This is a genomic window from Bacillus sp. KICET-3 (genome assembly GCF_033261025.1).
Classification (GTDB): domain Bacteria; phylum Bacillota; class Bacilli; order Bacillales; family Bacillaceae; genus Bacillus; species Bacillus sonorensis.
Genome location: NZ_CP137345.1, coordinates 4,397,138 through 4,416,175, shown reverse-complemented (window position 1 = coordinate 4,416,175; position 19,038 = coordinate 4,397,138). Strand labels below are relative to the sequence as shown.

General features: G+C 44.9%; 18 protein-coding genes. 13 read left to right on the top strand and 5 right to left on the bottom strand.

Annotated features, from left to right (window positions below; translation table 11 throughout):
• Positions 1-6: 6 nt before the first annotated feature.
• The 5 genes from R5H20_RS22535 to R5H20_RS22515 are packed head-to-tail and all read left to right on the top strand — an operon-like array spanning position 7 to position 5,544.
• Positions 7-945 carry a carbohydrate ABC transporter permease gene (locus tag R5H20_RS22535; RefSeq protein WP_006639651.1) on the top strand — a complete coding sequence of 313 codons (939 nt, stop codon included), beginning with the start codon at positions 7-9 and terminating at the stop codon, positions 943-945.
• Positions 942-1,790, top strand: coding sequence for a carbohydrate ABC transporter permease (locus R5H20_RS22530; RefSeq protein WP_006639650.1), 849 nt, complete (start codon positions 942-944; stop codon positions 1,788-1,790). Before R5H20_RS22535 ends, R5H20_RS22530 begins: the two co-directional genes overlap by 4 nt.
• Before the next feature lie 34 nt (positions 1,791-1,824).
• Positions 1,825-3,060 (top strand): MFS transporter, encoded by a 1,236-nt coding sequence (locus R5H20_RS22525; protein ID WP_006639649.1) that lies wholly within the window; start codon positions 1,825-1,827, stop codon positions 3,058-3,060.
• A gap of 14 nt (positions 3,061-3,074) precedes the next feature.
• The gene (locus R5H20_RS22520) at positions 3,075-4,556 is read left to right on the top strand and encodes a glycoside hydrolase family 32 protein (RefSeq protein ID WP_006639648.1); all 1,482 of its coding nucleotides are present in this window, start codon (positions 3,075-3,077) and stop codon (positions 4,554-4,556) included.
• A complete protein-coding gene (locus tag R5H20_RS22515) occupies positions 4,549-5,544 on the top strand; it encodes a carbohydrate kinase family protein (protein WP_006639647.1) in 996 nt (331 codons plus the stop codon). The genes R5H20_RS22520 and R5H20_RS22515 overlap by 8 nt, the downstream gene beginning before the upstream one ends.
• Positions 5,545-5,592: 48 nt before the next feature.
• Here R5H20_RS22515 and pepT read toward each other — a convergent pair whose 3' ends face one another.
• The gene (gene pepT, locus R5H20_RS22510) at positions 5,593-6,825 is read right to left on the bottom strand and encodes a peptidase T (protein WP_006639646.1); all 1,233 of its coding nucleotides are present in this window, start codon (positions 6,823-6,825) and stop codon (positions 5,593-5,595) included.
• A 195-nt stretch (positions 6,826-7,020) separates the two neighbouring features.
• Here pepT and R5H20_RS22505 point away from each other — a divergent pair, with 195 nt between their 5' ends.
• From R5H20_RS22505 to R5H20_RS22495, 3 genes are all read left to right on the top strand, one after another.
• A complete protein-coding gene (locus tag R5H20_RS22505) occupies positions 7,021-7,440 on the top strand; it encodes a hypothetical protein (protein ID WP_006639645.1) in 420 nt (139 codons plus the stop codon).
• Positions 7,441-7,542: 102 nt separating this feature from the next.
• On the top strand, positions 7,543-8,112 hold the full coding sequence (locus R5H20_RS22500) for a sigma-70 family RNA polymerase sigma factor (RefSeq protein ID WP_034326759.1): 570 nt from the start codon (positions 7,543-7,545) through the stop codon (positions 8,110-8,112).
• A complete protein-coding gene (locus R5H20_RS22495) occupies positions 8,082-9,476 on the top strand; it encodes a DUF4179 domain-containing protein (protein WP_006639643.1) in 1,395 nt (464 codons plus the stop codon). Before R5H20_RS22500 ends, R5H20_RS22495 begins: the two co-directional genes overlap by 31 nt.
• A 35-nt stretch (positions 9,477-9,511) precedes the next feature.
• On the opposite strand, the gene R5H20_RS22490 is transcribed toward R5H20_RS22495, so the two are convergent.
• Both R5H20_RS22490 and R5H20_RS22485 read right to left on the bottom strand, forming a co-directional pair.
• Positions 9,512-10,909 carry a sensor histidine kinase gene (locus tag R5H20_RS22490; protein ID WP_006639642.1) on the bottom strand — a complete coding sequence of 466 codons (1,398 nt, stop codon included), beginning with the start codon at positions 10,907-10,909 and terminating at the stop codon, positions 9,512-9,514.
• The gene (locus R5H20_RS22485) at positions 10,906-11,628 is read right to left on the bottom strand and encodes a response regulator transcription factor (RefSeq protein ID WP_006639641.1); all 723 of its coding nucleotides are present in this window, start codon (positions 11,626-11,628) and stop codon (positions 10,906-10,908) included. The genes R5H20_RS22490 and R5H20_RS22485 overlap by 4 nt, the downstream gene beginning before the upstream one ends.
• Positions 11,629-11,817: 189 nt before the next feature.
• Here R5H20_RS22485 and R5H20_RS22480 point away from each other — a divergent pair, with 189 nt between their 5' ends.
• From R5H20_RS22480 to R5H20_RS22460, 5 genes are all read left to right on the top strand, one after another.
• Positions 11,818-12,732 (top strand): ABC transporter ATP-binding protein, encoded by a 915-nt coding sequence (locus R5H20_RS22480; protein ID WP_006639640.1) that lies wholly within the window; start codon positions 11,818-11,820, stop codon positions 12,730-12,732.
• A complete protein-coding gene (locus tag R5H20_RS22475; RefSeq protein WP_006639639.1) occupies positions 12,729-13,487 on the top strand; it encodes an ABC transporter permease in 759 nt (252 codons plus the stop codon). The genes R5H20_RS22480 and R5H20_RS22475 overlap by 4 nt, the downstream gene beginning before the upstream one ends.
• An 11-nt stretch (positions 13,488-13,498) precedes the next feature.
• Complete coding sequence (locus R5H20_RS22470) at positions 13,499-14,236, top strand: ABC transporter permease (protein WP_006639638.1); 738 nt, start codon at positions 13,499-13,501, stop codon at positions 14,234-14,236.
• Positions 14,237-14,440: 204 nt separating this feature from the next.
• A complete protein-coding gene (locus R5H20_RS22465) occupies positions 14,441-15,751 on the top strand; it encodes a PTS sugar transporter subunit IIC (protein WP_006639637.1) in 1,311 nt (436 codons plus the stop codon).
• Between the two features lie 36 nt (positions 15,752-15,787).
• Positions 15,788-17,224: a glycoside hydrolase family 1 protein gene (locus tag R5H20_RS22460; protein WP_006639636.1), complete on the top strand. Its 1,437-nt coding sequence runs from the start codon at positions 15,788-15,790 to the stop codon at positions 17,222-17,224.
• A 66-nt stretch (positions 17,225-17,290) separates the two neighbouring features.
• Here the strand turns inward: R5H20_RS22460 and R5H20_RS22455 are convergent, their stop codons facing one another.
• Positions 17,291-17,968, bottom strand: coding sequence for a Crp/Fnr family transcriptional regulator (locus R5H20_RS22455; protein WP_006639635.1), 678 nt, complete (start codon positions 17,966-17,968; stop codon positions 17,291-17,293).
• 118 nt (positions 17,969-18,086) lie between these two features.
• On the bottom strand, positions 18,087-19,037 hold the full coding sequence (gene arcC / locus R5H20_RS22450) for a carbamate kinase (protein WP_006639634.1): 951 nt from the start codon (positions 19,035-19,037) through the stop codon (positions 18,087-18,089).
• Position 19,038 lies beyond the last annotated feature (1 nt).

The window sequence follows — 19,038 nt, the reverse complement described above, 5'->3', positions numbered from 1 at the left end:
GGAGCCATGAATAAAATTCCGTTGAAAGAAGCAAGGACGGCCTTTCCGCTGAAAAAAGTCCCTGCCAGTAAAATAGGGTGGCGGGACAATGTGCTGGCCTATACATTTTTAGGTCCGGCCTTGCTGATTTTGTCAGTGTTTCTCGTGATTCCTTCGATTATGGCGGTTTACTACGCATTTACAGATTATTATTTGTTAACACCTGACCTGCGCAAGTTTGTCGGTTTTGACAACTTTATCAAATTGTTCAAAGACCCTATTTTCTTGAAAAGTTTGAGCAACACATTGAAATTTGTTGTCCTTGTGATTCCATTACAGATCGGGGCCGCTCTCGGGCTGGCCCTTCTGTTGAATAAAAAGCGCAAGGCCAATACGTTTTTCAAAGTCGCATACTTTAGCCCTGTCGTCATGTCGCTTGTTGTCATCTCCGTTTTGTGGCTGTACTTGCTGAATCCGAATGAAGGAATGATAAATAACGTACTGACGCATGTCGGTTTACCGCCACAGCCGTTTTTGACAAGTCCTAATCAGGCGATCTTTACAATTGTTTTCGTTTCAGTCTGGCAGGGAGCCGGATTTCAGATGCTGATTTTTTTAGCGGGCCTGCAAAACATTCCCGGAGATGTCTACGAGGCGGCGCAATTGGATGGTATGAATAAATGGCAGCGGTTTATTTATATTACATTGCCTTTGTTGAAACCGACGTCGGTTTTTATCTTTATTACGACGCTGATCAGTGCGTTTAAGCTCCTTGTGCAGCCAATGGTCATGACCCAGGGGGGACCGGTCAATTCAACGATGACAGTTGTCTATTATATTTATCAAACGGGATTTACCGATCGGATGGTCGGCTATGCAAGTTCAATTGCGCTCTTGTTTGGCACGATAATTGGATTGGTGACGCTTGCGCAGCGCAAGTTGGTGAAGGAGGATGAAGGCGGATGAGAAGGAAATTCGGACCTTTAACGATACTGGAATATATATGCCTTGTTTTGCTGGCGGCTCTGTTTATATTTCCGCTGATTTGGATGGTCGCTTCATCGATGAAACCGGAAGCTGATATTTACAACAATATCAGCAGCATTAAAGCGTTTCTTCCGTCTTTTCATCCGTCGGAATGGTTTCAATCCTACAGGGAAGTGCTGTCACGGTTTGATTTACTAATGTATATTGGTAACAGTCTGTTTTACGGTTTGTGTGTGGCAGCGGGAGCGGTCATTATCAACGGAATGGCGGGCTTTGCATTCGCCAAGCTGCAATTCACAGGTAAAAAAGTGCTGTTTACCATATTGCTGGCGCTTTTAATCGTGCCGATGGAAACGATTTTAATCTCGCAGTTTACAATTGTTCATAAGCTCGGACTTGTTGATACGCGCCTTGCCGTGATTTTGCCGGCGCTTGCCGGGGCTTTCAATATTTATTTGTTCCGAAACTTTTTCATGGCGATCCCGGGGGAGATGATTGAGTCGGCCAAGCTTGACGGAGCCAACACATGGCAGATTTTCTGGCGGGTGATGCTGCCGATGTCCAAACCGGCTGTCGCTACGGTGGGGACATTGGCTTTTATCGGCAGCTGGAATGACTATATTTGGCCGCTGATGGTTTTGACGGATAAGTCGAAATTTCCGATCCAGGTGGCGATTACAGCCATCAACAGCACCGAGCCGGTTTATACGAACCAGGTGATGGCTGTCTTGACGATTTCCACGATTCCGCTGATTCTGATCTACATTGTAGCTCAACGCTACATTTTAGATGGCCTGGGCGGTTCAGGGACAGGCATCAAATAGATACATCCAAATCGGGTTAAAGGAGCAAATGAAAATGAAAAGCTCAAACAGTCTGTATTGGAAACTAAGCGCTTATTTTTTCTTTTTCTTTTTTACTTGGTCTTCCAGCTATTCTTTATTTGCGATTTGGTTGGGGCAGGAAATCAATTTGAACGGGTCCGCGACGGGCATTATCTTTTCTGTAAACGCTATCTTTACTTTGTGCATGCAGCCTTTGTACGGTTTTATCTCCGATAAGCTCGGGCTGAAGAAAAACATATTATTTATGATCAGTTTGCTGCTCGTATTTACGGGTCCCTTTTATATTTTCGTCTACGGACCGCTTTTGCAATACAACGTCTTTCTCGGGGCTATTGTCGGCGGAATGTATTTGGGAACTGCTTTTCTCGCAGGAATCGGCGCGATTGAAACCTTTATTGAAAAGGTCAGCCGCAAATATCAATTTGAATATGGAAGAACAAGGATGTGGGGGTCCCTCGGCTGGGCTGCGGCGACATTTTTTGCAGGTCAGCTGTTCAATATCGACCCGAATATCAACTTCTGGGTTGCGTCCGTTTCAGCAGTCATATTGGTGGCCATTATTGTTTCTGTAAAAATTGAGATGACAGATGATGAAAAGGGAAGAGCAGACTCGGTTGGATTAAAAGACGTGGGAGGGCTGTTTCTCTTAAAAGATTTCTGGTTTTTGATGTTGTACGTGATCGGCGTAACTTGCGTATACGGCGTCTATGACCAGCAGTTCCCGCTTTACTACGCTTCCTTATTTCCGACTCCGGCCTTGGGGAACCAAATTTTTGGATATCTTAACTCATTCCAAGTATTCATTGAAGCGGGCATGATGTTTCTTGCGCCTTTCATCGTCAATAAGCTTGGTCCGAAAAAAAGTTTGATTTTAGCGGGGCTGTTAATGGCTTTCCGCATTATCGGCTCCGGTCTTGTCAGCGGACCGGTCGGAATTTCATCGATGAAGCTCATTCATGCTTTAGAATTGCCGATTATGCTGATTGCGGCGTTTAAATATTTGGCGACTAATTTTGATAATCGCCTTTCATCCGTACTTTATCTTGTCGGCTTTCAATTCGCATCCCAGGTAGGCGCATCGATTTTTTCGCCGCTTGCGGGAGGTTTATACGACAGCATCGGATATCGCCACACTTATCTCATCATGGGAACAATGGTCCTTTGTTTCACCATTATTTCGATTTTTACCTTGCTAGACTCAAAGAAAGACGTTCAATTTGCTCAAAGTCTACAAAGAAAGCATATATAGAAAGGATGTCACAGATGAATAGAATTCAGCAGGCAGAAGAAGCGTTGAAGAAAGCCGGAAAAAAAGTGAATCACCGATACCGAATGGGCTATCACATGATGCCCCGGGCAAACTGGATCAATGATCCAAACGGACTTATTCAATATAAAGGGGAGTATCATGTCTTTTATCAACATCATCCGTATGATGAGAATTGGGGGCCGATGCATTGGGGCCATTTGAAGAGCAGGGATCTCATTCACTGGGAGCACTTGCCGATCGCTTTAGCGCCTGGCGATGCATTTGATGAGAGCGGCTGCTTCTCAGGAAGCGCAGTCGAATATAACGGCGACCTCGCTTTAATCTATACAGGGCATAATATGATAGATGAAGAGAAAGACGATTTCTACCAAAATCAGAATATAGCTGTCAGCAAAGACGGTATCGTCTTTGAAAAAATGAAAGAAAACCCTGTCATTGCAGAGCCGCCGGAAGACAGCGCACGCCACTTTCGCGATCCGAAAGTATGGAGGCATCATGAGAACTGGTATATGGTGGTCGGAAATTCCTCAAAAGAGAACGTCGGGCGGGTCATTTTATACCGCTCGCCTAACTTGGTAGATTGGGAATATGTAGGCGTCCTCGCCCAAAGCGACGGGAATCTCGGCTTTATGTGGGAATGTCCGGATTTCTTTGAACTAGACGGCAAACACGTTTTGCTGATTTCCCCTCAGGGTATAGAGGCAGATGGTGATTCATATCAAAATCTGTATCAAACAGGCTATTTAATTGGAGACTATGATGAAGAAACAAATGAGTTTGTACATGGCTCCTTTAAAGAGTTGGACCATGGCCATGACTTTTATGCCGTGCAAACTTTGTTGGATGACAAAGGGCGCAGAATTGCGATTGGCTGGATGGATATGTGGGAGTCAGAGATGCCGACGAAAGCGGACGGATGGTCCGGGGCTTTGACGCTGCCGCGGGAATTAACATTGCGCGATGATCACAAAATCTTGATGAATCCCGTGGAGGAAACCAAGCTGCTGCGGAAAACGGAACATCGGGTATGCGCCAATCGATCGCTTTCAGGGAGTTATTTGGCCAAGACAGCCGAAGAGCTTCTTGAAGTGAAGGTCGTGTTTGATATAGCGGATTGCAGTGCACAAACGGCAGGAGTAAGAATTCGGGGGCTGGAAAAAGAAGAGACCATCATCAGATACAGCTTAACCGATCAAAAACTGACACTCGATTGCTCCGCATCCGGCAAAGAACGGGACGGTGTCAGAAACGTGCAGATTGAAGCGGGAGAGAAGCTTTCCCTGCGCCTATTTATCGACAGATCGTCTATTGAAGTATTTGCCAACCATGGTGAAGCCACGATGACAAGCCGCATCTATCCGAAAGAAGGCAGACTGGGAATCGAGCTGTTTTCTGAGAAAGGCGATGCGAGAGTTGAAGAATTTACCTATTGGGTGCTGAAAGATATTTGGAAAGGCGATGAATCGCTTGAATAGAATATTTTGCATCGGTGAGACGCTCATTGATTTTATCCCCGTCCAAAAAGAAACGGCTCTGGAAAACATCACCGGATTTGAACGCGTTGCCGGCGGCGCGCCTATGAATGCCGCGATTGCTGCTGCTAAATACGGCGCCCGTGCGGCAATGCTGACGAAGGTTGCCAACGATCATTTTGGCGATTACTTAATCAGCGTTCTTGAGGAAAATGGAGTTGACACTTCCTATATCGTTCGAAGCGACGAAGGTGAAACCGGATTGGCATTTGTATCCGTAGACAAGTCCGGGGAAAGAAGTTTTCATTTTTATCGGAAGAATGCAGCCGATTTGCTGCTTTCGGCAGATGAGATTCAATCTGAGTGGTTTCATAAAGGGGATCTGCTTCATTTTTGTTCAATTGATTTAGTCGAAAGTCCAATGAAACAGGCGCATATTAAGGTGATCAATGACTTCCGGGAAGTCGGCGGAATTGTCAGTTTTGATCCAAATGTCAGGCTCCCGTTATGGCCTGATGAAACAAGCTGCCGCCATACGATCAGGCAGTTTTTGCCGCTGGCGGATATTGTAAAAGTATCGCTTGAGGAGTTGCCGTTTATCACAAATATTGATGATGAGAAGGAAGCGATTGCTTCGCTTTTTGCCGGCAATGTCAAAGTCGTTGTCTTGACAAAAGGGGGAGACGGTGCGGCGATATACTTAAAAAGCGGCGAAACATACGAAGACCGGGGATTTAAAGTGGCTGTTTCAGATACAACTGGTGCGGGGGATGCTTTTATCGGCGGTTTCTTATCCGAATTGGCGTCGTACGGCGCTGCAAAGGAAGATCTGTGTAGCCTCATACGGGAGCATCACCGCGGGTTGCTGACGTTCGCCAATGCAAGCGGCGCCCTGACGGCTTCTGTAAAAGGTGCGATACATAAAGCGCCAGGCAAACAGCATGTCCTGAATTTTATTTCGGCAGGGCGAAGACCGGGTTTTAATGGGTGAAAAAAGAGCGGCTGCTTTGTTTTGCAGCCGCTCCTTGCATTTCCGGTATTATGCCCTTTCTTCAAACAACTTTGCAATCTCCACGACAACATTCGCGGCTTTCACCATATTGTCTGCGGAAATGTATTCGTATTTGCCGTGGAAATTTTCCCCGCCCGTAAAGATATTCGGACAAGGAAGCCCCTTATATGACAGCTGGGAGCCGTCTGTGCCGCCGCGGATCGGTTTGACGACCGGCTCGATGTCCAGGTTTTTCATCGCCTGATAGGCAATATCGACAATCTCCTTGACCGGTTCGATTTTTTCTCTCATGTTGTAGTATTGGTCTTTCATTTCGACCAGAATGCTGTTTTTGCCGTATTGCGCCCGCAGTTCTTCCGCAATTGTTTCGACCGCCTTTTTTCTCTCGTTAAAACGGTCTCTGTCAAAATCTCTAATGATATAGTTCAGCTTCGTTTCTGAGACATCACCGCTGATAGAGAGAAGATGATAAAAGCCTTCATAACCTTCTGTAAATTCAGGCGCCTCCATCTCCGGAAGTGCTGAGTTGAATGCCATCGCAATTTTCGCAGCGTTGACCATTTTTCCTTTTGCTGTACCCGGGTGGACGTTTGTCCCTTGACACGTAATCTTCGCCGCCGCGGCATTGAAGCTTTCGTATTGCAGTTCGCCGAGTGGGCCGCCGTCAACCGTATACGCGAATTTCGCATTGAAGGCCGCCACATCAAATTTGTGCGGTCCTCGGCCGATTTCTTCATCAGGCGTAAATGCGACCCGGATTTTTCCGTGTTTGATTTCGGGATGGTCGATTAAATATTCCAGCGCCGTCATGATTTCAGCGATGCCGGCTTTATCGTCGGCGCCGAGCAGCGTCGTTCCGTCCGTCGTAATCAGTGTGTGTCCCCTATAACCCGCAAGCTCGGGAAATTCTTTCGGGGACAAAACGACGCCGAGCGCTTCATTGAGGACAATCTCTTTTCCATCGTACTGTTCGATGATTTGCGGATTGACATTCTTTCCGGTAAAATCAGTCGCCGTATCGACATGAGCCAAAAAACCGATCGTCGGCACCTGCTTTTCCGTATTGGCCGGAAGCGTCGCCATGACATAGCCGTTTTCATCGATTGTGACATCCTCCATGCCGATCTGCTTTAATTCTTCAACAAGCATATTGGCGAGTGTCAGCTGTCCGGGTGTAGAAGGACATGTCTCACTGTTTTCATTTGACTGTGTGTCGACTTTCGCATATGTAATCAGCCGTTCAATCAATTTGTTCTTCATGTTTCCTTCATCTCCATTTGTTGGTTTTATGTTTATCTTATCATTCCTGATCATGTAATGGGATGTAAAAATCTTTTACTCTTCCTTTTATAGAAAAATCTAGTATAATAGATGGGGATAGTTCTATTGGACGGGGTAATTCGAACTATTGTTTGCGAAAAAACTATAAACATCAGCTGTAAGGAGAGTAAATAAATGGCGAAAGGTTTTACAAATGAAGGCGCAAAATGGGAGATCGCGCATTCCTTTTGGATATTGTTCACATGGGTTCCATTTGCGTTTCTGAGCTGGTTTGCATTTATATATATCGGAGCCCGGACAAAGCAGATAAAATGGCTTCTTGCCGGAGTCGTCTATGCGGCGGCTGTCCTCTTCACCGCCTTTACGGCGAGAACGCTCTTTTTCGATTTGGCAATGAAAATGCTGCTAGTCGTTTGGATCATATCGATCATTCATGCGTTCAAGATCAGGCCGGAATTTTTGGTCCGCCTGGAAGCTGTATATCAGATCAAACGCTCGGAAATGAACGAGCTTCGCCAAGAGCTGAAAAATGAGAACTTTCCGGAGCCATCCGGGCAAACCGAATCTTCTCAGGTGACGCTTGCCAAAAAGTAAACAGGGTGTTGTTGTTCGCCAAACCGCTATTTTGAAAAATAGCGGTTTTTTAATAAAAAAATCCCATACTGTTGAAACTTTTTCTCCAGTTATCTCTCTCTAATGTTTGAAGGAGGCTCACCAGTGAAGCAAATAAAACTAGTAAGAAAAGCTGTCGCAGGAAATGCCAAAGCGTTTGAAATGCTTTTTCAGAAACATAGCGATCAGCTTTACCGAACAGCATACATCTATGTTCAAAATAAAGAAGACGCATTAGATATTGTACAGGAAACAGCATATAAAGCGTTTTTATCGATTGCCCAGCTGAGAAATCCCGAGTATTTTCTGACATGGCTGACAAAAATCCTCATCCACCACGCATATGCCTTATTGGACAAGAAAAAGAAAGTGGTGTTGATGGACACGCAATTAAGAGAGCAAGGACAGGGCCGGGAAATGAATGCCGACGACAGAATGGGGCTGCTGGAAGCAGTCCAGCATTTACGTAAAGACTACAAAACGGCGATTATACTATTTTATTATCAAGACTTGCCGATCCATGATATCGCCGACATCATGAATGTTCCCGAAGGAACCGTTAAGACATATTTAAAAAGAGCCAAGCTTGAGTTAAAACATTTACTGACTGGAGGGGAAGAGGCATGGACAAAAAATGGTTCGAAAATGAAGTGAATCAGATTGATGTTCCTACACAGGACATCAATCAATCTATTTCTGAAGGCATCATGCGGGCAAATAAGGAAAAAACGGTTAAGCCGAAGCGTGGTACATTGAAACGCACTGTTTTTATCTCCGGTACGGCGGCAATGCTTCTTCTAGGGAGCGGGTTTGTTTCTCCTGCCATGCAACGCGTTTTGGCGGATGTCCCGCTGTTTGGCAAAGCATATCAGCAGTTTCACGATTATATCGGCCAAAACTTAATGGCGAGCCAGCTTGTAACTGAACTCCATCAGAAAGCCTCAAGCAACAACATTGATGTAACGGCGACAAGCGTTTATTTTGACGGCGGAATCATTACCATGACGTTTAAAGTCAATAGTGATACAAGAAAAGATTTGAACGATGGCGCGGAAATGGTTCATTTCACACTATTTAATGGTGAGAGGAAGTGGATGATAGCCTCTGAATCAGATATAAAGAAAACAAAAGACGGCTATGTCGGCTTTATTCAAATCGGATACCCCGACAAGAATATTCCGGATCAGCTGACGCTTCCGGTGACGATTACAAGCATAAATGATATCAGGGGGCAATGGAAATTTGATATACCTGTTGTCAAACTGCCGTATAAAACACTGCATATTCGGCAAAAAGAGAAACAAGCGGCTGATGGCCCTATTGTTGAGCCGAAAACAGTGATTCTTGGCAAAGAATCGACTGTAATCGATTATGATGTCATCACCTCGCTCGAGCATCCAAATGATCGCGCATCGATAATAAAAGTGACGGATGATAAGGGAAATGAGGTTCCTTATTTAATGAGCGGAATAACATTGACAGATCGTAAAAAAATCGGAGACCGTATCCACCGCGAATCAAGAATGATCCTGGGAAAGGTAAAAGATGATGCGAAATATGTAAAGATTGAGGCAAGCTCTGATAAAAGCGATTCAGAAAAAACGCTGCCTCTCAAGAAAGCGCCAGCCTCAGTGAGCGCTGACCGGCATAGCTTTAACATTGCCTTTGATCAGGTCAAGCAAAATGGAAACAAACTAGTTGTAGACTATCATCTGAAAAATGTTGACCGGTCAAAGATTGATGTTGACAGTATGCAAAATTTTCTGGAAACGATATCGCTGATTGATTCTGCTTATAAAAGTTTTGATGAAGCGCCTGTTGGACATAGTGTCAAAGGAAATTTCACGAAAGTGCTTAATTCTTCCAAGCTTCAGTTTCAATCAGTTTTCACAATAGACGATGAATTTGGTGCAGAAAAGTTTAGCCTTGAACAATATTCACTAGACGTTGATTTTGGTTATTTAAGTACATTTTATTCGACATCATTAAAGCCAATTAAAGTGCAATTGTCACGGTAGGTTGAGATCCGTTGTTTCGACTGAAACAGCGGATCTTACCTTGTTTGAAGCACCACCTTCATCCGCGTCCCGCGCCCCGGTTCGCTGAACATTTCGATATGTCCTCCATGGGCAACAATGATCTGTTTTGCAATCGCCATGCCTAAACCGGTTCCCGAGGTGTCGCTTGAGGCATCGGTTCCCCTGTAGTAGCGGTCAAATAAATGCGCCATTGTTTCTTTTTCCATGCCGATGCCGTTATCTTCTATAAGAATTGATATAGGGCCGTCTTGTAAAACGGATACTGTAATCGCTGTACCATCAGGATTATGTTTGATGCTGTTGGCTAGCAAGTTTTCCAAGGCCCGCTGCATGTATGTTTCGTCTATATCAGCGAAAATCCCGCTTTGATTTGTCTGGAACTGGAAAGTCTTTTCTTGTGATTCAGGCAGGCTTTTCAAATGTTCTAAGGTTTTTCTAAGCAAGCCGACAATGTCGGTTTTTTCTTTTTTGATCGGAAGAGCGTCATTTTTTAAGCGGAACGTAAGGTTGAACTCTTCTATTAATTCTTCCATATACTCTACCCGCTCGTTCATGATGTTGGCAAAATCCTGTACTTTTTCATGGTTCCATTCATGTTTTTCAGATGATAAAAGAATGGTATATCCTTTAATGACTGACAGCGGTGTCTTTAAGTCATGGGAAACGCCTGTCATCCATTCCTCCCGCGTTCTTTCCAGCTGCTCGCTTTCTGTTTTGTTTTTCTGAAGGATCAGCGTAAGATTGCTCATTGCATTCATTAGTTCCTGATATAACCGATATCCGGGTTTTTTCTTTTTCTTTGGGATAAAGGAAGAAGATGCCGGCTCTGCATATCTGCCTATGGAGAGATTTTCAATCCATGACACGATATAAAGCAAAGGTGCGCCAAGCTGCTTTCCGAAGTACAGCGCAACCGCCATCCCCATTATGATGATCGAAAGGATCCACAGCTGGTTTGTCCAATATAGAAACGGGTTGTCAGATTGAAAGGGTTCACCCAAAATCCACGTCAATGTCTGGCTGTCTTTCGTATCAAACCATGTTGACAGATGGAAACCCTTTTTAGCAGGGTAAAGATAATCTGAGACAAGCTCACCGGGAATATAATGTTTGGGAAAATGGCTTGGCTTGTTGTATGAATAAAGCTCGTTCCCGTTTTCGTCAAGAATCTGCAGCCACATATGATTTTTCTTCAAATGAGCGGTCATATCTTCATCAACAGAGATGTTCCTGTCTGTCAAAGTGGTTTGACGAACGACACTGGATAAAGAAAGCGGTGAGCGATGAGGCTTTTTATCGTTTAGAAAAAAATCGAAAAACAATATGCTGAATAAGAATAAAACGATACAAATGACGATCAATAGAATGGTTCGGGAGAAGAAGTGAAAAGCAATCCGTTGTTTTAACTTCACTGCTCTTCACCTGTTGGAAGATACTCGAAAATATAGCCGAAGCCCCTTACCGTTTTAATCCATTTTGGACGGCCCGGGTCTTTTTCAATCTTTTCCCGAAGCCGGCGTACATGAACCATGACCGTGCTGTCGCCATTGTAAAATTCTCCCCAAACGTCTCTGTAAATCTTTTGCTTGCTTACGATTTGGTTGGGGTGGTTGCAAAAATACAATAAAAGTCTGAACTCCTGGGCCGGGCATTCCACCCTTACTCCATCAACAATCAGCTTCCCAGATGGTTCATCAACTTGAAAATCTCCAAAATCATAAGACGGTCCGGATGAAACCGCGGTAAAACGTTTCAATCGTTTCAGCTGGGCTTTTACGCGGGCCACGACTTCAAGAGGGTTGAAAGGTTTGGTAATGTAATCGTCTCCTCCATAGCTGAACCCTTGCAGTTTATCTAAATCAGCCGTTTTTGCTGTAAGAAAAAGAACGGGTGTATTTGTAAATTGACGAAGTTGATTGCAAATGGTGAATCCGTCTGAATCCGGAAGCATGACATCGAGTAGGATGATATCCGGCTTTTGATGTTTGACAAGATCGACTGCTTCCTCTCCGTTCTTGGCATTTAAGACAGCAGAGAACCCTTCGTTTTCAAACACAACGTTTAACAGATCTAAAATGTGCCGGTCATCATCAACGATTAACACTTTATAGCAATTATAAGATTGATCCATGGTTTATGACCTCCATCGTGATACGTCTTCATTTTACCTGATGAAGTATATGAAAAGAGCGGGAAGGATCGGAATTTAAAGGATGTTTAGATTTCTGAAAATTGAGAAAACATCATTTAACTATTGTTCAGGAAACGTTTAAGGCGCATTTAGATAAAGCGTCCTATGATGAGGGGGAGGTGAGAAATAGTGGCGCAACATATTGTGGCAACAAAAAATATAACAAAAAAATTCGGAAAGCATACATCGGTCAGCGGACTTGAGATGAGAATTGAAAAAGGGCAGATTTACGGATTTTTAGGACCGAATGGTGCCGGAAAAACGACAACGATTCGAATGTTACTAGGATTGGTCAAGCCTACAGACGGAGTTATTGAGCTATTTGGCCAAGACATCCGCACAAACCGTTTGCAAATCCTGCAAAGAGTCGGTTCCTTGGTTGAATCTCCATCTTATTACGGACATTTAACCGGAAGAGAAAATCTTGAGGTGATTCGCAGGATTCGCGATTTGCCTGAGACGCGGATCGCGGAAGTGTTGAAGATCGTCCGGCTGACAAAAGTAGCTGATCGATTAGCAAAAGAGTACTCTCTGGGCATGAAGCAAAGGTTGGGGATCGCTGCTGCTTTGTTGAGTAAGCCCGATCTCTTGGTGTTGGATGAGCCGACGAATGGACTTGATCCTGCCGGTATTCATGAAATTCGGGAGTTGATCAAGGAGTTGCCGCATCAATATGGCATGACCGTTCTTGTATCCAGTCATTTATTGAGCGAGATCGACCAGATGGCGACACAAGTGGGGATTATTATGAATGGAAAGCTGATGTTTCAAGATAATATCGTAGCGTTGAGGAAAAAACAAAAACCGCTCCTGAAGATAGGAGCCGATCAGATCCATGAAGCCCAATCCATGATTCAAAACCGGGGCTGGCGTGCTGTACTTCAGGAAGGAAGCTTGTGGGTCAGCGAAACATCGCCCGAGCTTGTTTCAGAAATCAACGGCATGCTGGTCAAGTCGGGGATCTCTGTTTACCGTTTAGAGGAAGTTAAACGCTCTTTAGAAGACATTTTTCTGGAACTGACAGGTGCGGAGGAGAGTTTATGAAACAAGTCCTGCACGGTGATGGATTAAAACTTAAGCGCTCATCTTTGTTTGTCGTTATTGTTTTAGTTCCCCTCGTTGTTCTGGCATACGAATGGTTGAATATCACTTATCGGGGAGAGTATGTCCAAAAGCAAGCCGACATGTTCAAGGCTTCCTCCATGTGGCAGTATCTGCTTTTTGACAACAGCATGCTGTTCGGGCTCGGTTTTCCTTTAGCCGTAACGATTATGGCTTCAATCATTGCCAATACAGAGCATCAGACAAATTCGTGGAAGCAAACGCTGGTTTTGCCGGTTTCAAGAATAAAGATTTACTTTAGTAAATTTATATGGCTGTTTAATAGTTTGCTTGTAACCGCAACTATCTTTGTAATTGGCATGGTCGCACTGGGAAAGGCGCTGGGATTTGAAGGACCGGTACCATGGGGGCTTTTAATCGGGGACAGTTATGTCATGCTGCTTACGGCTATGCCGATCATGTCATTGCAATTATGGCTGTCGATCACATATAAAAACCAGGCATTTTCGATTCTTATTGGTACGGTCAGTTCAATCGTCGGTCTGTTTTTGGCAGCCGGAACGGCGACGCGGTGGCTTCCGCTCGCTTATCCGAGCCAGTCATCGACCGTCATCTTGCAATATGACGGGCTGGGAATCAATCCGGATTTACCGGTTTTTATTGTGGCGAATGTTTTTGTCGGAATGCTGCTATTGATCATTGGCGCCTTTCATTTTAAAAAGCGGGACGTGCTGTAGGAGGATGTATCATGCTGAAAAATTTATTAGCTGCTGAAAGGTTGAAATTAAAGCGTTCGAACATGTGGGTATTGTATGTATCGGCTCCTTTTATCAGCGTCTTATTGGCTTACACGAACTTTCGGAACAATTATAAACAATTTGTACAGCCAGGTGACAACGAGTGGGTCGAAGCCTGGACACAGGTGGCCGTATTTATGGGTTCTTTTGTGCTGCCGATTCTTGTAGGCATTTATGCTGCATTTGTGTGCAGAGGCGAACATGCGGGCGGGGGATGGAAGCAATTGCTGGCCCTTCCGGTTTTGAGGTCTCGGGTTTTCTTTGCAAAAGCCGCCGTGGTTGTGATGATGGTTGCCGTGACAATGGGCAATTTATATACACTCTTTATTGTATTCGGATTCCTTAATGGGCTGAAAGGAGATCTGCCTTTTTTTGCGGTTTTAGGATACGTTGTTCAGGGTTCAATTGCCTGCCTTCCGCTTATCGTGCTGCAGTTGATCATTTCCGTCAGGCATCAAACATTCGGTCTACCGCTGGCGGTCAGCATAGGTTTTACCCTGCCGTCCATACTTGCCGCAAATACACCGTTAGGTCAAATCTATCCTTGGACTCTTCCCATGCTGGGGATGTCTCCTCCTGATGAGTCGCCAATTGATTCATATCCGCTCTTTTATAGTATATTGATGGTTTTGGGTACAGTGCTTATGGTATGGGGGATCAGGAGCTTTTCAAGACGGGATATGGTGTAGGAAGATCGCAGAAAAGAGAGAATCAGAGCATGTAAGGCTTTGATTCTTTTTTATGCTGAAGGCCGGTCCAAGCCGGTGAGAGGCCGAGATGTCAATTTAAAAATTTCCTCTCCCTAAGGAAAAAATATGCACCCAAAAGAAAGCGTTTTCAATATAAGGTGAAAACATATAAATATAAAAAGGGGGAGAGAACACGTGAGTAAGATGACGAAAGTGACGCAGGCCTTTGAACAGATAGCCTATAAAATTACAAGCTTCAAGTATATCATGGCCATTAAATCGGCGTTTGTCACATTGATGCCGGTCATCATTGCCGGAGCGTTTGCGGTTTTGATGCAGAATATGGTGATGAGTCCTGAAACGGGTCTTGCAAGCTTTCAACCTTTTAGGTTTTTGGCTTCATTGGAGCTGATCATGGCGTCCATCAATTATGCCACATTGAATTTTATCACGATCGGTGCGGTGTTTTTGATTGGAATAGAATTGGGGAAATTAAACGGGTATGATTCGTTTTTTCCGGGTGTCATGGCATTAATGTCTTATATCTCCGTCATTCCTTCGACAGTGCTGCTGGAAGTCAACGGTTCCATGCAGGAAGTGGTCAACGTTCTCGCTAAGGAATTTACGGACCCGAAATCATTGTTTTTAGGTATGTTTATTTCAATTGTTTCCGTTGAAATTTTCAGCAAGCTTGTAAACTCGGACCGGCTTAATATTAAAATGCCGGATAGCGTGCCGGCCAATGTCGCCGTATCATTCGGCTCCTTATTTCCATCCATTATTACCATTACCATCATCGCCAGCTTCGGGTTTGCTTTTCATAAGCTGACAGGTGTCTATCTGCATGAAGCCGTGTACAATATCGTGCAAAAACCGCTGGAAGGCGCCGTTCAAGGTCTTCCCGGCATCCTGCTTTTAGTGTTTGTCGCGCAGTTTTTCTGGGTGATCGGCATCCACGGCAACCAAATGGTGAAGCCGATAAGGGAGCCTTTGCTGCTGGCTTCCATCACCGTCAATATGAATGCATATTCAGCGGGAGAATCGATTCCCAATATTATTACGATGCCGTTCTGGGATGTGTATATGAGCATCGGCGGCTCAGGCGTTACCATCGGTTTGTTGATCGCGATTTTGATTGCGGGAAAACGGGAGGATATGCGCAGCATCACAAAGATTTCGTTTGGCCCTAGTGTTTTTAATATCAATGAACCGGTGATTTTTGGAGTCCCTGTCATGCTGAATCCGTTAATGGCGATTCCGTTTATTTTGACGCCGCTAGTAACGGGGACGATCGGCTATATTGCGACGGTGACCGGCTTTGCGGGAAAAGCCGTTGTCATGGTGCCCTGGACGACACCGCCGATTATCAATGCCTGGCTTTCGACAGGCGGCAGCCTCGGCGCCGTCCTGACGCAAATCGTTTGTATCATCGTGTCCGTCATCATTTACCTTCCGTTTGTGATTCTTTTGAATCGCAGCTACAGCATTAGTTCTGAAAAAAATGTTTCCGTATAATACCTTACTTTCAAAACAAAGAAGGAGGCCATCGAAATGAACAAGCAAACGTGGAAAATTCCCGGCGGCTTTATTTTGGGCGCCGCTGCGTCCGCCTGGCAGACGGAGGGATGGGACGGAAAGCGGCCGTCGCAGGACTCTTATTTGGATATGTGGTACAAGAATGATCCTCATGTATGGCATGAAGGATACGGGCCGGCGGTCGCCACCGACTTTTATAACCGCTACAAAGAAGATATACAATATATGAAAGAAATCGGGTTGACCCATTACCGCACGTCCATCAACTGGTCCCGTTTTTTGCTGGACTATGAAACAGCAGAGGTTGACGAAGTGTACGCAGGCTATCTCGACGACGTCATCAATGAGCTGATCAGATGCGGGGTAGAACCGATGATTTGCCTTGAACATTATGAAATTCCCGCTGTTTTATTTGAGAAGTACGGCGGGTGGGGTTCGAAAGATGTGATCGACTTATTTGCGGCATATGCGGAAAAAGCATTTGAACGGTACGGAGACCGGGTGAAATATTGGTTTACCTTTAATGAACCGATTGTTCCGCAGACGCGCATATACCTTGATGCGCTTCGTTATCCATATGAGCAAAACACGAAAAAATGGATGCAGTGGAATTTTAATAAAGCACTGGCGACGGCGCGTGTTATCAAGCTTTTTCAAGCCGGGAAGCATGTCTATAGAGAAGATGCAAAAATAGGCGTCATTTTGAATCAGGAGGTCGCGTATGCGAGATCAAGCGCGCCTCACGATCAACAGGCCGCCTTCATTTATGATTTGTTTTTCAACAGGGTATTTTTGGATCCCAGCATTAAAGGCGTCTATCCTGATGAATTAATGGAGCTTTTGATCAAGCACGACATCCTTTTCGACCATGATAAAGAGGAGCTGGACATCATCAGGAAGCACACAGTCGACTTTGTCGGGATCAATCTGTATCATCCCCAAAGAGTGAAAGCGCCGTCAAGACAATGGAATGAATCGACGCCTTTTCACCCGGCTTATTATTACGAACATTTTCAGCTTCCCGGCCGAAAGATGAATCCGTACAGGGGCTGGGAGATCTATCCGCGCATTGTGTATGATATGGGGATGAGGCTCAAAAATGAATACGGCAATATCGGATGGCTGATTGCTGAAAACGGTATGGGAGTAGAACAGGAAGAACGTTTTAAAAATGAAGAGGGAATCATTCAGGACGACTACAGAATCGCTTTTATTTCTTCACACTTGGCAGAAGCGATGAAAGCGATCGCCGCCGGCTCAAACTGCAAAGGCTATATGCTGTGGGCGTTTACAGACAACGTCTCTCCGATGAACGCCTTTAAAAACCGCTACGGCCTTGTCGAGATTCAATTGGAGGAAAACCGTAATCGCGTGCTGAAAAAATCGGCTGATTTCTATCGGAACATCATCGAAAACAGACAGTTTGAAACAGATGAATTCACGTATAAATAAAAGCCAGACGGCGGCGGGGGAATCATCCCGGTTGTAAACGGGATGATTTTGGCAGGGCTGAAATCATTACATAAAATACTCCGGCCGGTTGATCATGATCTGTTTGTTCATCTGGCTGATGACGCCCTCGCAGCGGAGCTTTTTCATGACGGCGCTGACGGTTTCCCGGGAAGTGCCGGAGATTTTGGCGATTTCAGCCGCTGTGATCGGGCAGCTGATGATGGTTGAATTTCTTTCTTTTTGGCCGAGGCTTTCAGTCAGGTAATAGATGGCTTGGGTTACCCGTTCGTGTGCATGGGAGAGTGTAATTCGTTTGAGCCTTTCTTCATGAAGGGCGAGTATATCGGATAATTGATTGAGAACATCAAAAAGCAGTGATTTATTTTCCCTTACGAGATCTTCAAATATGTTCATGGGAATATAGTAGAGTTCAATATCTGTCAAGGCTTCGGCGGAATAATGATAGTGTTCATCGCGAAACAAGCCGCCGAATGGAAAGAGCGTATGGGGGCGTACGTAGTCGGTATAAAACATTGATCCCGTTGCATTGGTTTTTTCGAGTTTAATAAAGCCGTCAAGGAGAAGATACATTCGTTCCCGGGGGTCATCTTCCATAAATAAAATCTGGCCTTTATGATACGTGCGCCAATAGATGAACTGTTTGATATTTTCCAGTTCCTTTTTATTCAGGGAAGCGAATAGAGAAAATTTTTTCAGATGATGTAAGATGTCTTTGTTTTTCATATGATACGACCACCCTTATCTATTTTACTTTTGATTGTGGCTTATATATTTTAAATTTTACTTGTTTTTGGCGATATACAAAAGGAAGAACCCTTTTCCGAGCCCTTCCTTCTGCCGTTTACGCCTGCTCGACGATGGTGCCGGCTTTGCCTTCCAGGGCTTCCTTGGCTAATTGGAGGGAGGTAATCACCGCTTTGTTTCCTTTATTGGCTTCGGCAAACTGGATGGCTGCTTTTACTTTTGGCAGCATGCTCCCTTCTGCAAATTGGTTTTCTTTTATATACGTTTTCAGTTCTTGGGTGGTGACGTGTTTAAGCGCCCGTTCAGTCGGTTTTAAATAATCGATGGCGACATTATCGACTCCGGTTAAAATAATCAGTTCGGTCGCTTGCACCAGTTCGGCTAATTTACAAGCGGCAAAATCTTTGTCAATCACGGCATCGATCCCGCATATAGATTGAGTGTCTTCGACGATAGGAACGCCTCCTCCGCCGGCTGCGATGACGATATGGCCTTTTTCAACCAAATCATTGATAACATCATGCTCAAGGATGGATACCGGCGTCGGAGACGGTACAACGCGGCGCCAGCCTCTTCCTGCATCTTCTTTAAAGACGATGTCTCCATTTTGGCTGTTCATCAGCTCTTTTGCTTCCTGTTCACTGTAAAATGGTCCGATCGGCTTCGTCGGATTGCGGAATGCTTCATCATCGCTGCGGACGGCGACACGGGTAATGATAGTTGCCGCATGCTTGTCCTTTCCTTTCGCCTGGAGCGCTTCATCGATGGCGTTTTGCATCCAGTAGCCGATCATTCCTTGTGTCATGGATACACAGGTTTCAAGCGGCATTGCCGGCGTTTTTGGAGAATCAGCTTCTTTTTGCTGAATCATCAGGTTCCCGACTTGCGGGCCGTTTCCATGTGTAATAATTAATTCGGTGCCGCTGTCGATCATATCAGCCAAATATGCGGCTGTTTCTTTCAAGGCCCGCTGCTGTGCTTCCGCGCTTGGGTCTCCGGTTTGAATCGCGTTCCCGCCTAGTGCGACAACGATTTTTCTTTTTTTCATA

Excerpts from the sequence above, each read along its gene's own strand:
- R5H20_RS22535 (WP_006639651.1), top strand. The coding sequence starts at position 7 with ATGAATAAAATTCCGTTGAAAGAAGCAAGGACGGCCTTTCCGCTGAAA.
- R5H20_RS22530 (WP_006639650.1), top strand. The coding sequence starts at position 942 with ATGAGAAGGAAATTCGGACCTTTAACGATACTGGAATATATATGCCTT.
- R5H20_RS22525 (WP_006639649.1), top strand. The coding sequence starts at position 1,825 with ATGAAAAGCTCAAACAGTCTGTATTGGAAACTAAGCGCTTATTTTTTC.
- R5H20_RS22520 (WP_006639648.1), top strand. The coding sequence starts at position 3,075 with ATGAATAGAATTCAGCAGGCAGAAGAAGCGTTGAAGAAAGCCGGAAAA.
- pepT (WP_006639646.1), bottom strand. The coding sequence starts at position 6,825 with ATGAAGAACAAATTGATTGAACGGCTGATTACATATGCGAAAGTCGAC.
- R5H20_RS22505 (WP_006639645.1), top strand. The coding sequence starts at position 7,021 with ATGGCGAAAGGTTTTACAAATGAAGGCGCAAAATGGGAGATCGCGCAT.
- R5H20_RS22500 (WP_034326759.1), top strand. The coding sequence starts at position 7,543 with ATGTTTGAAGGAGGCTCACCAGTGAAGCAAATAAAACTAGTAAGAAAA.
- R5H20_RS22495 (WP_006639643.1), top strand. The coding sequence starts at position 8,082 with ATGGACAAAAAATGGTTCGAAAATGAAGTGAATCAGATTGATGTTCCT.
- R5H20_RS22485 (WP_006639641.1), bottom strand. The coding sequence starts at position 11,628 with ATGGATCAATCTTATAATTGCTATAAAGTGTTAATCGTTGATGATGAC.
- R5H20_RS22475 (WP_006639639.1), top strand. The coding sequence starts at position 12,729 with ATGAAACAAGTCCTGCACGGTGATGGATTAAAACTTAAGCGCTCATCT.
- R5H20_RS22470 (WP_006639638.1), top strand. The coding sequence starts at position 13,499 with ATGCTGAAAAATTTATTAGCTGCTGAAAGGTTGAAATTAAAGCGTTCG.
- R5H20_RS22465 (WP_006639637.1), top strand. The coding sequence starts at position 14,441 with ATGACGAAAGTGACGCAGGCCTTTGAACAGATAGCCTATAAAATTACA.
- R5H20_RS22460 (WP_006639636.1), top strand. The coding sequence starts at position 15,788 with ATGAACAAGCAAACGTGGAAAATTCCCGGCGGCTTTATTTTGGGCGCC.
- R5H20_RS22455 (WP_006639635.1), bottom strand. The coding sequence starts at position 17,968 with ATGAAAAACAAAGACATCTTACATCATCTGAAAAAATTTTCTCTATTC.
- arcC (WP_006639634.1), bottom strand. The coding sequence starts at position 19,037 with ATGAAAAAAAGAAAAATCGTTGTCGCACTAGGCGGGAACGCGATTCAA.